The 12,850-nt window shown below is 63.0% G+C and carries 18 protein-coding genes; 9 read left to right on the forward strand and 9 right to left on the reverse strand.

Annotated elements, in window-relative coordinates; all coding sequences use genetic code 11:
* Positions 1 to 62: 62 nt before the first annotated feature.
* Positions 63 to 344, reverse strand: coding sequence for a YheV family putative zinc ribbon protein (locus F6X59_RS23800; protein WP_054884391.1), 282 nt, complete (start codon positions 342 to 344; stop codon positions 63 to 65).
* Complete coding sequence (prlC, locus tag F6X59_RS23805) at positions 341 to 2,392, reverse strand: oligopeptidase A (RefSeq protein ID WP_372240505.1); 2,052 nt, start codon at positions 2,390 to 2,392, stop codon at positions 341 to 343. The genes F6X59_RS23800 and prlC overlap by 4 nt, the downstream gene beginning before the upstream one ends.
* Positions 2,393 to 2,494: 102 nt before the next feature.
* Between prlC and F6X59_RS23810 the strand changes: the two genes are divergently transcribed.
* Both F6X59_RS23810 and F6X59_RS23815 read left to right on the forward strand, forming a co-directional pair.
* Positions 2,495 to 3,043: a gamma carbonic anhydrase family protein gene (locus tag F6X59_RS23810; protein WP_152958462.1), complete on the forward strand. Its 549-nt coding sequence runs from the start codon at positions 2,495 to 2,497 to the stop codon at positions 3,041 to 3,043.
* Positions 3,044 to 3,063: 20 nt separating this feature from the next.
* Entirely contained in the window at positions 3,064 to 3,714 is a 651-nt protein-coding gene (locus F6X59_RS23815; protein WP_152958464.1) for an HAD family hydrolase, read from the forward strand.
* Positions 3,715 to 3,754: 40 nt separating this feature from the next.
* Here the strand turns inward: F6X59_RS23815 and F6X59_RS23820 are convergent, their stop codons facing one another.
* Entirely contained in the window at positions 3,755 to 4,837 is a 1,083-nt protein-coding gene (locus tag F6X59_RS23820; RefSeq protein ID WP_152958466.1) for an aminopeptidase, read from the reverse strand.
* Positions 4,838 to 4,904: 67 nt separating this feature from the next.
* On the opposite strand from F6X59_RS23820, the gene F6X59_RS23825 reads away from it, so the two are divergent.
* Positions 4,905 to 5,318, forward strand: a complete 414-nt coding sequence (locus tag F6X59_RS23825; protein ID WP_152958468.1) for a hypothetical protein — start codon at positions 4,905 to 4,907, stop codon at positions 5,316 to 5,318.
* 55 nt (positions 5,319 to 5,373) lie between these two features.
* Positions 5,374 to 5,787, forward strand: a complete 414-nt coding sequence (locus F6X59_RS23830) for a hypothetical protein (RefSeq protein WP_054884397.1) — start codon at positions 5,374 to 5,376, stop codon at positions 5,785 to 5,787.
* Between the two features lie 31 nt (positions 5,788 to 5,818).
* On the opposite strand, the gene F6X59_RS23835 is transcribed toward F6X59_RS23830, so the two are convergent.
* Together F6X59_RS23835 and F6X59_RS23840 are read right to left on the reverse strand one after the other, a co-directional pair.
* Positions 5,819 to 6,052: a DUF1161 domain-containing protein gene (locus F6X59_RS23835; protein ID WP_152958470.1), complete on the reverse strand. Its 234-nt coding sequence runs from the start codon at positions 6,050 to 6,052 to the stop codon at positions 5,819 to 5,821.
* 73 nt (positions 6,053 to 6,125) lie between these two features.
* Positions 6,126 to 6,551, reverse strand: coding sequence for an OsmC family protein (locus F6X59_RS23840; RefSeq protein ID WP_152958472.1), 426 nt, complete (start codon positions 6,549 to 6,551; stop codon positions 6,126 to 6,128).
* A 153-nt stretch (positions 6,552 to 6,704) separates the two neighbouring features.
* On the opposite strand from F6X59_RS23840, the gene F6X59_RS23845 reads away from it, so the two are divergent.
* Entirely contained in the window at positions 6,705 to 7,709 is a 1,005-nt protein-coding gene (locus tag F6X59_RS23845) for an LLM class flavin-dependent oxidoreductase (protein WP_152958474.1), read from the forward strand.
* Positions 7,710 to 7,746: 37 nt separating this feature from the next.
* Here the strand turns inward: F6X59_RS23845 and F6X59_RS23850 are convergent, their stop codons facing one another.
* Entirely contained in the window at positions 7,747 to 7,968 is a 222-nt protein-coding gene (locus tag F6X59_RS23850) for a DUF1161 domain-containing protein (protein WP_152958476.1), read from the reverse strand.
* Positions 7,969 to 8,071: 103 nt separating this feature from the next.
* A complete protein-coding gene (locus F6X59_RS23855; RefSeq protein WP_003253076.1) occupies positions 8,072 to 8,287 on the reverse strand; it encodes a dodecin in 216 nt (71 codons plus the stop codon).
* A gap of 150 nt (positions 8,288 to 8,437) precedes the next feature.
* Between F6X59_RS23855 and F6X59_RS23860 the strand changes: the two genes are divergently transcribed.
* The gene (locus F6X59_RS23860; protein ID WP_027917148.1) at positions 8,438 to 8,761 is read left to right on the forward strand and encodes a YqjD family protein; all 324 of its coding nucleotides are present in this window, start codon (positions 8,438 to 8,440) and stop codon (positions 8,759 to 8,761) included.
* Here F6X59_RS23860 and F6X59_RS23865 read toward each other — a convergent pair.
* Positions 8,758 to 9,654: a LysR family transcriptional regulator gene (locus tag F6X59_RS23865; RefSeq protein ID WP_152958478.1), complete on the reverse strand. Its 897-nt coding sequence runs from the start codon at positions 9,652 to 9,654 to the stop codon at positions 8,758 to 8,760. The two genes, F6X59_RS23860 and F6X59_RS23865, sit on opposite strands and share 4 nt — an antisense overlap.
* A gap of 110 nt (positions 9,655 to 9,764) precedes the next feature.
* Here F6X59_RS23865 and trpB point away from each other — a divergent pair, with 110 nt between their 5' ends.
* Together trpB and trpA are read left to right on the forward strand one after the other, a co-directional pair.
* Positions 9,765 to 10,982 carry a tryptophan synthase subunit beta gene (trpB, locus tag F6X59_RS23870; protein WP_152958480.1) on the forward strand — a complete coding sequence of 406 codons (1,218 nt, stop codon included), beginning with the start codon at positions 9,765 to 9,767 and terminating at the stop codon, positions 10,980 to 10,982.
* Positions 10,979 to 11,788, forward strand: coding sequence for a tryptophan synthase subunit alpha (gene trpA, locus F6X59_RS23875; RefSeq protein ID WP_152958482.1), 810 nt, complete (start codon positions 10,979 to 10,981; stop codon positions 11,786 to 11,788). Before trpB ends, trpA begins: the two co-directional genes overlap by 4 nt.
* 40 nt (positions 11,789 to 11,828) lie before the next feature.
* Here trpA and F6X59_RS23880 read toward each other — a convergent pair whose 3' ends face one another.
* Positions 11,829 to 12,161, reverse strand: coding sequence for a DOPA 4,5-dioxygenase family protein (locus F6X59_RS23880; protein WP_346652404.1), 333 nt, complete (start codon positions 12,159 to 12,161; stop codon positions 11,829 to 11,831).
* Positions 12,162 to 12,216: 55 nt separating this feature from the next.
* On the opposite strand from F6X59_RS23880, the gene F6X59_RS23885 reads away from it, so the two are divergent.
* Positions 12,217 to 12,762 (forward strand): NADH-flavin reductase, encoded by a 546-nt coding sequence (locus F6X59_RS23885; RefSeq protein WP_346652403.1) that lies wholly within the window; start codon positions 12,217 to 12,219, stop codon positions 12,760 to 12,762.
* The last annotated feature ends 88 nt before the right edge of the window (positions 12,763 to 12,850 follow it).

Genomic DNA, 12,850 nt, shown 5'->3' on the forward strand with positions numbered 1-12,850 from the left:
TACTTATCTAACACCCCGAGCACATGCCAGCCCGGGCACCAGGCCCGGGCGGCACGACGGCTTCACTCAGCTGGTTTTTTCAACTTCGGGTTAGGGAAGAACTGCACGGTCTGGACCTTGGCCGGCGCTGCCTTCGGCGCCAGCTGGTTGACCCGCGTACCGAGCTCCTTGGGCACCGACAGGCCTTGCTCATTAAGGGTGTCGGTAAAGCCACACGCCACGCACTCGCGGTGCGGTACGTCGTCTTCGCTCCACATCATCAGCTTGTCGGGCTCGCTGCACGCCGGGCACACCGCCCCGGCGATAAAGCGTTTCTTGGTCTTGTTCACAGCTACCTCGCTCATGCCGCAGCGTCCTCGGTCAGGCCACTGTGGCGCAGCAATGCATCAATGGAAGGCTCACGCCCACGGAAGTCCACGAACAGCTCCATGGGTTCGCGCGAACCGCCGCGGGCCAGGATCGCTTCACGGAACGCGCGGCCGGTCTCGGCATTCAGCACGCCTTCTTCCTCGAAGCGTGAGAAGGCATCGGCCGACAGCACTTCAGCCCATTTGTAGCTGTAGTAGCCCGCCGCGTAACCGCCAGCGAAGATGTGCGCGAAGCTGTTGGGGAAGCGGTTGTACGCCGGCGGGCGCATCACCGAAACCTCATCGCGCACACCTTCAAGTACCTGCAGCACGCTGCGGCCGTCGCCGTGGCTGGCGTGCAGCTCGAAGTCGAACAGCGAGAACTCCAGCTGGCGCACCATCATCATGCCCGACTGGAAGTTTTTCGCCGCGAGCATCTTGTCCAGCAGGTCCTGGGGCAGAGCCGCGCCGGTTTCGTAGTGGCTGGAGATCAATGCCAGGCCTTCCGGCTCCCAGCACCAGTTTTCCATGAACTGGCTTGGCAGCTCGACCGCGTCCCAGGCCACGCCGTTGATGCCGGACACACCGGCATGTTCGATGCGGGTCAGCATATGGTGCAGGCCGTGGCCGAACTCGTGGAACAGCGTGGTGACTTCATCGTGGGTCAGCAGCGCAGGCTTGCCAGGTGCGGCCGGGGTGAAGTTGCACACCAGGTTGGCCACCGGGCTCTGCAGCTCGCCGCCAGCAGTACGGCGACGGTCGCGGGCGCCGTCCATCCAGGCACCGCCACGCTTGTTGGCGCGGGCGTAGAGGTCGAAGAAGAAGCGACCGACGTGCTGGCCGTTTTCCTTGATCTCGAACAGACGCACGTCCGGGTGCCAGCTGTCGAAGCCCTTGAGTTCGGCGATCTCGATGCCGTACAGGCGCTGGACGATGCTGAACAGGCCGCTGAGCACCTTGTCGATCGGGAAGTAGGCGCGCAGGGTTTCCTGCGACACGCTGTAACGCTGCTCGCGCAGCTTCTCGCCGAAGTAACCGGCGTCCCAGCTGGCCAGCTCAGGGCAGCCCTGCTCGGCAGCGTACGCCTTGAGCTGCTGCAGGTCCTGGGCGGCAAACGGCTTGGAGCGCTTGGCCAGGTCACGCAGGAAGCTCAGCACCTGGTCGCTGGACTCGGCCATCTTGGTCGCCAGGCTCAGCTCGGCGTAATTCTTGTAGCCCAGCAGCCCGGCCAGTTCCTGGCGCAGGTCGAGGATCTGCTGCATGACCGGGCCGTTGTCGAACTGGCCGGCGTTCGGGCCCTGGTCCGAGGCACGGGTGCAGTAGGCGGCGTACAGCTCTTCGCGCAGGGCGCGGTCACTGGCGTAGGTCATCACCGCGTAGTAGCTGGGGAATTCCAGGGTGATCAACCAGCCGTCGAGGCCCTTGGCCTGGGCAGCAGCAGCCATCTGCGCCTTGGCAGAATCGGTCAGGCCGGCCAGTGCGGCTTCGTCGGTGACGTGCTTGGTCCAGGCCTGGGTGGCGTCGAGCAGCTGGTTGGAGAAGCGGCTGCCCAGCTCGCTGAGCTTGCTCTGCACTTCGGCATAACGCTGCTGCTGGTCGGCCGGCAGGTCGATGCCCGACAGGCGGAAGTCACGCAGGGCGTGCTCGAGGATAGTCTTCTGGGCCACGTCGAAGCTGGCGGCTTCCGGGCTGTTGACCAGTGCCTGATAGGCTTCGAACAGCGCACGGTTCTGGCCCAGTTCGGTAGAGTAGGCGCTCAGCGCGGGCAGGCAGGACTCATAGGCCTCGCGCAGTTCCTGGCTGTTGCACACTGCATTGAGGTGGCTGACCGGGCTCCAGGCGGCGCCCAGGCGGTCGTTCAGTTCGTCCATGGCCAGCACCAGGCCGGCCCAGGTAGGGTTGTTGCCCTGTTGTTCAAGGATCTCGGCAATGGCTTTACGGTTGTCGGCCAGGATCGCTTCGATCGCCGGCAACACGTGTTCGGCACGGATTTGCGAGAAGGGCGGCAGATCGTAGGACTGCAGAAGCGGGTTGTTCGCACTCACGGTTCGGATACCTTGGCAGAAGAAACACTGCCCCATCTTAATTACAATCGACGCCGACCGCAGCAGGCAGCCTGCCTATCGGCACAGATGAGAGACGCTATCATGGCCATCCGCAGCTTCCAGCAACACACTCCGAAAGTGGGACTCAGGGCGTTCGTCGACCGTTCGGCGGTGGTCCTGGGTGACGTGGAAATCGGCGAGGACAGCTCTGTCTGGCCGCTGACGGTGATCCGCGGCGACATGCACCGCATCCGCATCGGCGCCCGCACCAGCGTGCAGGATGGCAGCGTGCTGCACATCACCCACGCCGGCCCGTTCAACCCTGACGGTTTCCCGCTGATCATCGGCGACGAGGTGACCATCGGCCACAAGGTCATGCTGCATGGCTGCACCCTGGGCAACCGCATCCTGGTCGGCATGGGCAGCACCATCATGGATGGCGCCATCGTCGAAGACGAAGTGATCATCGGTGCCGGCAGCCTGGTGCCGCCCGGCAAGCGCCTGGTCAGTGGCTACCTGTACATGGGCAGCCCGGTGAAGCAGGTGCGCCCGCTGAACGATCAGGAACACGCCTTCTTCCCCTACAGCGCCGGCAACTACGTCAAGCTCAAGGACCAGCACCTGGCCGAAGGCTACGACCAACCGCAATGATCCCGACTACCGAGACGAACATGCACCAGCAGAACATCCTCTTCGACCTCGACGGCACCTTGACCGACCCACGTCTGGGCATCACCCGCTCGATCCAGTACGCCCTGGCCAAGCTGGGTATCGACGAACCCGACCTGACCCGCCTCGAACACTTCATCGGCCCGCCACTGCTACAGGCCTTCATGCAGTTCTACAGCTTCGATGAAGCCAAGGCGTGGGAAGCAGTGAACTTCTACCGGGAACGCTTCCGAGTCACGGGCTTGTACGAGAACCTGGTGTTCGAAGGGGTGCCTGAACTGCTCGAAGCCCTGAATGGCCAAGGCCGGACGCTGTATATCGCCACGTCCAAACCGTGGGAGTTCGCCCGGGAAATTGCTCGGCATTTTGCTTTCGATCACCATTTCAAGGTGATCTATGGCAGCGAGCTGGATGGCACGCGGACCAACAAGGTCGAGCTGATCCGCCATCTGCTGGATGAGGAAGGGCTGGATCCTTCGCAGACGTTGATGATCGGCGACCGCAAGCATGACCTGATCGGTGCGCGCAGTAATGGCTTGCAGGCAGTGGCGGTGGGGTATGGGTTCGGTAGCCAGGAAGAGCTGGTGGCCGAGGCGCCGGCCTTCCACTTCGCTACTGTGGCCGATATGCATCAGGCCTTTATCCAGGGCTGAGGGCAATGGGGCCGCTGTGCGGCCCCACATTCTCACCGGCTCACATCAATTGCTGCAGAACTGCTTTCCTCTCGGCAACCGGCAATCGCCCAAGCTGCTCGACCCGCCCGTAAAACCGCCCCCAATCCCCACCCACCTCCCGGAACAGGGCCGCAAACGCCGGCACCCACTGGTCATAAAGCCCGAACGGCAACAGCTTGGCATTGCTCAACGGCGCATAGATCCAGGCGTCATAGCGCTTGTCCCCATTCCACTGGCTGTCCCGCACCTGCTGGTACTCACTGCGCAAGCGCTCGAACTCCGCCTGCTTGGCCGCCCGCTTGTGCACATCGTCCAACGGCCCTGCATAAATCGCCTGCAACCGCTCACGGCTGGCCAGCACCAACCGGGTGAACTGGTCGCTCTGCTGCGACTGATCCGCCCCGATCGCCGCAAGCCCACGTGCTGCGCGCCATTGCCGCGTGCCTTCCTGCTCGACGAAGGTGGCAAACGACTCGTTGAACTCGGTGTCGTCCTGCACATAAAAGCGCTGATGAGCCAGCTCATGGAAGATCAGCGTGGCCAGCCGCTCATCCCCCCAACCGAGCATCGAAGACAGGATCGGGTCATCGAACCAGCCCAGCGTCGAATAGGCTTCGACACCGCTCACGTACACGTCCAGGCCTTGCTGGCGCATCAACGCCGCCTCACCACGCGCCGCACCCTGGCGGTAATAGCCGCGGTAGGCGACGCAGCCGGCAATGGGGAAACAGTGGGTTACCGGCTGCAGTGACAGTTCAGGCGTGGCAAACACGTTCCACACCACGTAGGGGCGTTGCAGATCGGCGTAGAGCCGATAGCTGCGGTTGTCCGGCAGCTTGAGCTGTTCGCTGGCAAACACCCGCGCCTCTTCGGCATGGGCCAGGCGAGCGCGCAAGCGCGGGCTGCTGGCCGGGTCGGCAATCACCTTGTCCACAGGCTGGCGCGCCCGTAACAGCTGCCATTGCCCCTCGGCCAACTGGCCGTAATAGCCCACGGTGCTGCAACCGTTCAGCAGAAAGGCGCCCAGCAGGGGAACCAAACGCCTGAAAACGCAGTCGAGTGGCCCAGGGCCTGAGCGCTTGAAAAGAACAAAGAGATCCATCTGGGGCTATCCAACTCGCTCACGGCCAATGCGCTCCAAGACTATCTCGCCAAGGGGGAGTTTCGCCATGCGTGCACTGTTGGTCACCGGCTCACTGCTGCTGGTTTCTGCCTGTTCAACCCTGCCCGACCCGGACCCGAACCTGGCCTGGGTCGACCTCACCCCCTATGACGATGCCTCGCTGGACGCCAAGCAGGTGGACGAGCGCGACTGGGCTGATACGCGCTATTTCGAGGTGCCGCCCGGCAGCCACGAGCTGACCGTGCGCTACCAGTTCCCGGTCACGCCAAGCAATATCGGCCCGGTCGGCGAACCCTTGTGGCGTGATTGCCAGGTCAAGCTGACCTTCAAGGACTTCAGCGCCGGCCAGCGCTACCAGCTGCAGGCCGGCAGTATCGGCTTCCGGCCATGGATCAAGCTGTACGACCACCAGCAAAAACTGGTCGGGCAGGGCCTGCCAGCGGGTTGCCAACGCACCTGAACCGCACAAACGGCGCTATGCTTGTAACTTGTGTATCGCGAGTGGGAGTTTTGCCATGCGCCAGCCCATGATGCTGATCGCCCTCAGTGCACTGGGGGCTTGCGCCAGCCCCTTGCCGCCCGTAGACCCCGCCAAGGCGTGGGTCGACCTCTACACCGTCACGCCTGGCCGCATACTCATGGCCGACCGCCTCGACGGCCAGCGCCTGGACGATGGCCGCTACTTCCAGCTAACCCCCGGCAAGCATGAACTGGTGGTGCGGTTCGACTATGAAATCTATGCCGGCGGCATGCTCACCAGCCCCAAGGAACGGACCTGCTACCTGACCGTTCGCTTCGATGACTTCAAGGCCGGCGAGCGCTATCGCCTGGAGGCTCGGGCACCGGTGATGGACCCGCAGGTGCTGCTGTACGACGCCAGCCGCAAGGTAGTGGTGAACGAGCCAAGCGACGTGTTCTGCATACCCTAAGCACTGGGGCCGCATTTGCGGCCCCAATCATTTATCGGTCGTTCTTCTGGTAAATGATCTTCTTCGTCCCGCCCTCACAGCTGCCAACGACCATGTTCTGATCCTTGACCTCACTGTTGGGCACGATTTCCAGGGTATAGGACGTCACACCCTGGGCCTGGATCTTGGCTTCGATCTCAGCCTTGAGTTCTTCGCACGGTTTCACCGCCGCCAATGCAGAAGTGGCCACAAGCGAAGCCAGCACGGCGATTGCTACGCGAATCATGGAACGGCTCCTGGCAAGGCAGCTGCGCTGCCGACGCTGTTTAGACTACAGCAAACCGTCGCCGTTGCGCCGCCTAGCCCACCAATGCAGCGTCCAGGGTGATCTTCGCGTTGAGCACTTTCGACACCGGGCAACCGGCCTTGGCCTTGTTGGCGATTTCGAGGAACTGCGCCTCGCTGGCCCCCGGCACCTTGGCCTTGAGGATCAGGTGCACGGCGGTGATGGCAAAGCCGTCGGGTTGTTTATCCAGCGTGACTTCGGCAATGGTATCGATGCGATCCGCAGTGAGCCCGGCCTCACCGAGCATCATCGACAGCGCCATCGAGAAGCAGCCGGCATGGGCAGCGCCGATCAGCTCTTCCGGGTTGGTCCCCGGCGAGCCCTCGAAACGGGTGTTGAAGCCATAAGGGTTCTGCTTGAGTGCGCCGCTTTCGGTGGAAAGCAGGCCTTTGCCATCCTTCAGGCCACCTTGCCAGATCGCCGATGCTGTCTTTTTCATGATGCCTCCTGGTCATAGGGTTACTACCTACATTTTCGAGGCCTGCGTCTTACAGCAAGTTCAGAGCAATCACACAGTGAGCATTGAATCCTTCGAATCTGCCCATACAGAGTCCTAAAGGCCTCCGGGCCAACCACTCTTGCGGAGGCTCCAATGACGCAGCTGCGTGACCTGAAGATATCCACCCTCGACCTGGTGCCGGTGCGCGCCGACCAAGGCCCGGCGCAATCGCTGCACAACTCGCTGGACCTGGCCCGGCATGTCGAGCGGTTTGGCTACAACCGCTTCTGGGTGGCCGAACACCACAACATGGACGGCATCGCCAGCTCGGCCACCTCGGTATTGATCGGTTACCTGGCCGGCGGCACTTCAACCATTCGCGTCGGCTCCGGCGGCATCATGCTGCCCAACCATGCGCCGCTGGTGATCGCCGAGCAGTTCGGCACATTGGCCAGCCTGTATCCCGGGCGTATCGACCTGGGCCTGGGCCGTGCACCAGGCTCCGACCAGATGACTGCCTACGCCTTGCGCCGCGACCGCGCCGGCAGCGCCGATGACTTCCCGGATGATGTCGAGGAGCTGTCGCGCTACCTTGGCCCGCGGACCGATGATCAAAAAGTGATCGCGGTGCCCGGTCACGACACCAACGTGCCCCTGTGGCTACTCGGTTCCAGCCTGTTCAGCGCGCAACTGGCCGGCATGCGCGGCATGCCTTACGCCTTTGCCTCGCATTTCGCTCCGCGCTACATGCATGAGGCAATCCGCATCTATCGCGACCATTTCAAGCCGTCGACCACGCTGGACAAGCCCTATGTGATGCTGGGGATTCCGATGGTTGTGGCGGAAACCGACGAAAAAGCCGAATACCTGGCAACCTCGGTGTACCAGCGAATCCTGGCGCTGATCCGTGGCCAGAGCCTGATGCAAAAACCGCCAGTGCCCAGCATGGACGGGCTATGGCTGCCCCATGAGCGCGATGCCGTGGGGAGCTTCCTCGGCCTGGCGATGATCGGCAGCCCGCAGAAGGTACGGGCCAAAGTGGAAGTGCTGCTGGAGCAGACTGGGGCGGATGAGCTGATCTTCACCTGTGATCTGTATGAACATGCGGACCGGATTCGGTCGTATGAGCTGATGGCACAGGCGCTGAAGGCCGAGTAAGTATCTTCGCGGGCAAGCCCGCGAAGAATCCAGCGCATTAGCCGCGGCGGTAGACAATCTCCTTGCTACCGCCCTCACAGCTGCCGATTACCTTGCCAGCCGGCTCACCTTTCTTGACGATTTCCAGCTTGTAACCCTTCACACCCTTGGCATCGAGCTTCGAGGCGATCTCGGCCTTGAGCTCTTCACAGGGTTTGCCGGCGGCCATCGCCCCACCGGCCAGCACCATCAAACCCAACGCCAGCATCAGTTTCTTCATCGATCGCATTCCTTGTACAGATGAGAAGACCAGAAGGGCGCCGCCAAGGCGCCCTCCGGTGTTATAACGCCATCACGCAGGGCTATTCCAGCCCGGGAATGTTTCAGCTGTTGGCGATGCGGAAGCCAACCTTCAGCGTGACCTGGAAATGCGCCGCCTTGTTGTCGCGGATATGGCCACGGGTATCGACCACTTCGAACCACTCCAGGTGCTTGATGCTCTTGCCGGCTTCGGCCAGGGCATTGTTGATCGCCTCTTCGATGCTGGTGGGCGAGGAACCCACCAGCTCGATCTTCTTGTAAGTGTGATGATCGGTCATGAGCGTTCTCCTTGGGTGACAGTGAGATTGAGCCTAGCAGTGCAAGCCCGGTTTACCTGCGAGCCGCTGCCCTTTGCCAAAGTTCGATCGCACTTTTGCGCACCCCCGGGGTCGCAATCCTTACAGTCCATACTGCAAAGGAGAGTCAACATGCACCGCAACTCGCTGCGTAAAACGTCCCTGGAAAGCATGGAAGCGGAGATCGAAAGCCTCCTGAAAAGCCTGGAGAACCTGAAGCACGATGCCTCCGAGGAAACCCAGAAGTCAGTGAAGGCGATGCGCAGCAACGCCGAAAGCGCGCTGCGCCATTCACGCAGCCTTATCAGCGATGCCTATGAAGAGGTGAAAGAACGCACCCGCCAGACCGGTATCGCCACCCGCGACTATGCCCAGGAGCACCCGTACACCACCGCAGGCGTTGCCATTGGCGCGCTTGGCCTGCTGGCGGCGTACCTGCTGTGCAAGCGCAACTAAGCGCTCTGCCTGGCCAGTTCGGCGCGTAGCCACTGCGCCAGTTGCTCGGCGCGCCCATCTGCGGCGCGCCGAGGCACCCACAACGCCAGCGCGGCAGGCGTCGGCGAAAAGCCCCACGGTGCACTCAAACGTCCGGCTCGCAGGTCATCGGCAACCAGTGGTTGGGGAGCAATCGCCACCCCAAGGCCGGCAACCGCTGCCTCCAGCAAGTAATACAGATGCTCGAACGCCTGGCCGTATTTCAACGCGCCAGCGTCCAGACCTTGTTCAGATGCCCAGGTTGGCCACGCCTGCGGGCGTGAAGTGGTATGCAACAGGGCTTCGTCCAGCAGGGCCTTGGCGGGTGCTGCCTGCAGGCGGTCGAAACCGGCGAAATGCGGGCTCAGCACAGGGCCGATGCGCTCTTGCGCCAGCACATGCACCTGCATGTCCGCTGGCCACGGCGGTTCGGCATACACCAGCAACGCATCCAGCCCAGGCCGGCGCGGGTCGAGGTCGCCTTCACCCGCCGACAGGTGCAGGCGCAACTCGGGCAAGTCAGCCTTCAGCCGCCCCAACCTGGGGATGAACCAGCGCGCCAGCAGGCTGCCGGAACAGCCCAGCACGAACGGCGCCTCGCTCACATCGCGGCTCAACTCGGCGCACACGCTGCGCAGGCGGTCGAACGCCTCGCCGCTGGCGTCACGCAATCGCATGCCGGCATCTGTGAGTTTGATGCCGCGCCCGTCCTTGATGAACAGGGCCACGCCCAGGTGCTCCTCAAGCACCTTGATCTGCCGGCTGACGGCGCCATGGGTTACGTGCAGCACTTCGGCCGCCTGGCTGACGCTGTTGAGCCGGGCAGTGGCCTCGAAGGCCCGCAGGGCGTTGAGGGGAGGGAGGTCGTGGGCCATTTTACCTGTGAGTTTTTCTGACAAGTTTACGCAATCTTATCGGTTTTCAGCCGGGCTTGCCGTGGTTAGAGTAAAGCCCATCACTCATTGATTACGCCTTGGAGCGCCCCATGACCCAGTCCCAATACCGTCCCGGCCCCGACGCCAACGGCCTGTTCGGCTCGTTCGGCGGCCGCTACGTGGCCGAAACCCTGATGCCGCTGGTGCTGGACCTGGCCCGCGAATACGAAGCGGCCAAGGCCGACCCCAAGTTCCTCGAAGAACTGGCCTACTTCCAGCGCGACTACATCGGCCGCCCGAACCCGCTGTACTTCGCCGAGCGCCTGACCGAGCACTGCGGCGGCGCGAGGATCTTCTTCAAGCGTGAAGAGCTCAACCACACCGGCGCACACAAGGTGAACAACTGCATCGGCCAGGTACTGCTGGCCAAGCGCATGGGCAAGAAGCGCCTGATCGCCGAAACCGGCGCCGGCATGCACGGCGTGGCCACCGCCACCGTGGCTGCGCGCTTCGGTTTGCCTTGCGTGATCTACATGGGCGCCACCGACATCGAGCGCCAGCAGGCCAACGTGTTCCGCATGAAGCTGCTGGGCGCCGAGATCGTCCCGGTCACCGCCGGCACCGGTACCCTGAAAGACGCCATGAACGAGGCCCTGCGCGACTGGGTCACCAACGTCGACGACACCTTCTACCTGATCGGCACCGTGGCCGGCCCGCACCCGTACCCGGCGATGGTCCGCGACTTCCAGTCGATCATCGGCAAGGAAACCCGCGCCCAGCTGCAAGAGAAGGAAGGCCGCCTGCCAGACAGCCTGATTGCCTGCGTGGGCGGTGGCTCCAACGCCATGGGCCTGTTCCATGAATTCCTCGAAGAACCAAGCGTGCAGATCATCGGCGTCGAAGCCGGCGGCCACGGCGTGCACACTGACAAGCACGCCGCCAGCCTGAACGGCGGGGTACCGGGCGTACTGCACGGCAACCGCACCTACCTGCTGCAGGACGAAGACGGCCAGATCACCGACGCCCACTCGATTTCCGCCGGCCTCGACTACCCGGGCATCGGCCCGGAGCACGCCTACCTGCATGAAGTGAAGCGCGTCGAGTACGTCAGCATCACCGACGACGAAGCACTGGATGCGTTCCATGCTACCTGCCGTCTGGAAGGCATCATTCCGGCCCTGGAAAGCTCCCACGCCCTGGCCGAAGCGATCAAGCGCGCACCGAACCTGCCCAAGGATCACCTGATGGTGATTTGCCTGTCCGGCCGCGGCGACAAAGACATGCAAACCGTGATGAACCACATGGCAGCCCAGGAGAAACAGGCATGAGCCGTCTTGAACAACGCTTCGCGCAGCTGAAGGCCGAAGGCCGCTCCGCGCTGGTCACCTTCGTCACTGCTGGTGACCCGGGCTATGACGCTTCGCTGCAGATCCTCAAGGGCCTGCCGGCTGCCGGCGCCGATGTGATCGAACTGGGCATGCCGTTCACCGACCCGATGGCCGATGGCGTGGCCATCCAGCTCGCCACCCTGCGCGCCCTGGAAGCCGGCCAGACCTTGGCCAAGACCCTGCAGATGGTTCGCGAATTCCGTGTGGATAACCACACCACGCCGATCGTGCTCATGGGTTACTACAACCCGATCCACCGCTTCGGTGTGGATAAGTTCGTTGCCGAAGCCAAGGCTGCCGGCGTCGATGGCCTGATCATCGTCGACCTGCCACCTGAGCACGACGCCGAGCTGGCCACCCCGGCCCAGGCTGCAGGCATCGACTTCATCCGCCTGACCACCCCGACCACCGACGATGCACGCCTGCCGCGCGTACTGGAACGCAGCTCCGGGTTCGTCTACTACGTGTCGGTGGCGGGCGTGACCGGTGCCGGTTCCGCGACTACCGAACACGTGACCGAGGCGATTGCCCGCCTGCGTCGGCATACCGACCTGCCGATCAGCGTCGGTTTCGGTATCCGTACGCCGGAGCAGGCTGCCGCAATCGCACGCTTGGCCGATGGTGTGGTGGTGGGTTCGGCGCTGGTGGACAAGATTGCCCAGGCCAAGGAACCTGGTCAGGCCGTCAAAGACGTGCTGAGCCTGTGCTCGGCACTGGCTGAAGGGGTGCGCGGCGCTCGCCGCTGATCCACCTCGCCTTCATCGCCGGCAAGCCGGCGATGAAGATCTAGCCCCCGAAGATCGACAGATCCAGCGGCCTCACAGCCCCCATCCAGATCGCATGATCCCGGTGATCCGCCAGCTCATCCCCGGTCAGCGGATGCAGAAACACCACCAAGCCCTTCCGATACAGCGCCAGCCAAGGCAGTACCACCCCTACGAACTCCGGCTCGAAAGCCAGCTGGCAGCTCCAATCCGGGTGCGGGCCGACCGGTTTCTGGTGCATACGCCCCATGGTCACGGGAAACAGCCGCGCCGCCTCCTCGCACAGCTCACGGGCCTGCTCGAAGGTGGATGCGTCGTAGTACACGTGGGCGTGGTAGCCCTTGATCCTCTGCACGATAACTCCTGATTGCGGTCCAACCATCACCCCCACCTGCAAAGGGAGTGATGCGGTGAAAAATGCCGAAACCCCAGTGTTCAAACTGGTGTTGTTCGGGGCTGAAAGCAGCCTGGGCAACGCCCTGATGATCGAGTTGCTGGCGCGCCAGCACGAAGTCATTGCGGTAGTCGACGACCTCAACCGCCATGCGCCGCGCCCTGGCCTGCATTTCAAGATAGGCGGGCTGGGCGATGCCGACCAGGCGGAGCAGGGCGCGGCAGGGGGCTCCGCAGTGATTGCCCTGCTGGCGCCGGGCGATCTGGCGGCGCAGGCGCGGGCGAGCGGAGCGCTAGTGGTCGGGCTTGCCCGCACGACTATACGCCGGCTGTTGCTGGTGGGCGATTTTGATGTGCTGGATGTGCCGGGTAAGTACAGCGAAGAACAGCGCGAAGCGGTTGATGAAGTGGTCAATAGGCTGCAGCGCAGTGCGTTGCACTGGACGCTGATCAACATGCCGCCAACGCTTGCGGATGAGGGCCTGGCACGCGTGGCGGCGGGGATGGTGGATATGCTGGAACTGGACCTGCATCGGGGCGAGCATTTGAACTTCGTGGTCTAGCTTACCGGAGGGTGTCAGAAATTTTGTGTTCGGGCATAACATGAGTAAGAGGTGCATGTATGCCAACCAAAAAGAAACCCTTGCGTGA

This window comes from Pseudomonas sp. MN1F, from assembly GCF_009391885.1.
Classification (GTDB): domain Bacteria; phylum Pseudomonadota; class Gammaproteobacteria; order Pseudomonadales; family Pseudomonadaceae; genus Aquipseudomonas.

Coding starts and splice junctions, on each gene's coding strand:
- F6X59_RS23800 (WP_054884391.1), bottom strand. CDS start 344: ATGAGCGAGGTAGCTGTGAACAAGACCAAGAAACGCTTTATCGCCGGG.
- F6X59_RS23810 (WP_152958462.1), top strand. CDS start 2,495: ATGGCCATCCGCAGCTTCCAGCAACACACTCCGAAAGTGGGACTCAGG.
- F6X59_RS23815 (WP_152958464.1), top strand. CDS start 3,064: ATGCACCAGCAGAACATCCTCTTCGACCTCGACGGCACCTTGACCGAC.
- F6X59_RS23820 (WP_152958466.1), bottom strand. CDS start 4,837: ATGGATCTCTTTGTTCTTTTCAAGCGCTCAGGCCCTGGGCCACTCGAC.
- F6X59_RS23825 (WP_152958468.1), top strand. CDS start 4,905: ATGCGTGCACTGTTGGTCACCGGCTCACTGCTGCTGGTTTCTGCCTGT.
- F6X59_RS23830 (WP_054884397.1), top strand. CDS start 5,374: ATGCGCCAGCCCATGATGCTGATCGCCCTCAGTGCACTGGGGGCTTGC.
- F6X59_RS23835 (WP_152958470.1), bottom strand. CDS start 6,052: ATGATTCGCGTAGCAATCGCCGTGCTGGCTTCGCTTGTGGCCACTTCT.
- F6X59_RS23840 (WP_152958472.1), bottom strand. CDS start 6,551: ATGAAAAAGACAGCATCGGCGATCTGGCAAGGTGGCCTGAAGGATGGC.
- F6X59_RS23845 (WP_152958474.1), top strand. CDS start 6,705: ATGACGCAGCTGCGTGACCTGAAGATATCCACCCTCGACCTGGTGCCG.
- F6X59_RS23850 (WP_152958476.1), bottom strand. CDS start 7,968: ATGAAGAAACTGATGCTGGCGTTGGGTTTGATGGTGCTGGCCGGTGGG.
- F6X59_RS23855 (WP_003253076.1), bottom strand. CDS start 8,287: ATGACCGATCATCACACTTACAAGAAGATCGAGCTGGTGGGTTCCTCG.
- F6X59_RS23860 (WP_027917148.1), top strand. CDS start 8,438: ATGCACCGCAACTCGCTGCGTAAAACGTCCCTGGAAAGCATGGAAGCG.
- F6X59_RS23865 (WP_152958478.1), bottom strand. CDS start 9,654: ATGGCCCACGACCTCCCTCCCCTCAACGCCCTGCGGGCCTTCGAGGCC.
- trpB (WP_152958480.1), top strand. CDS start 9,765: ATGACCCAGTCCCAATACCGTCCCGGCCCCGACGCCAACGGCCTGTTC.
- trpA (WP_152958482.1), top strand. CDS start 10,979: ATGAGCCGTCTTGAACAACGCTTCGCGCAGCTGAAGGCCGAAGGCCGC.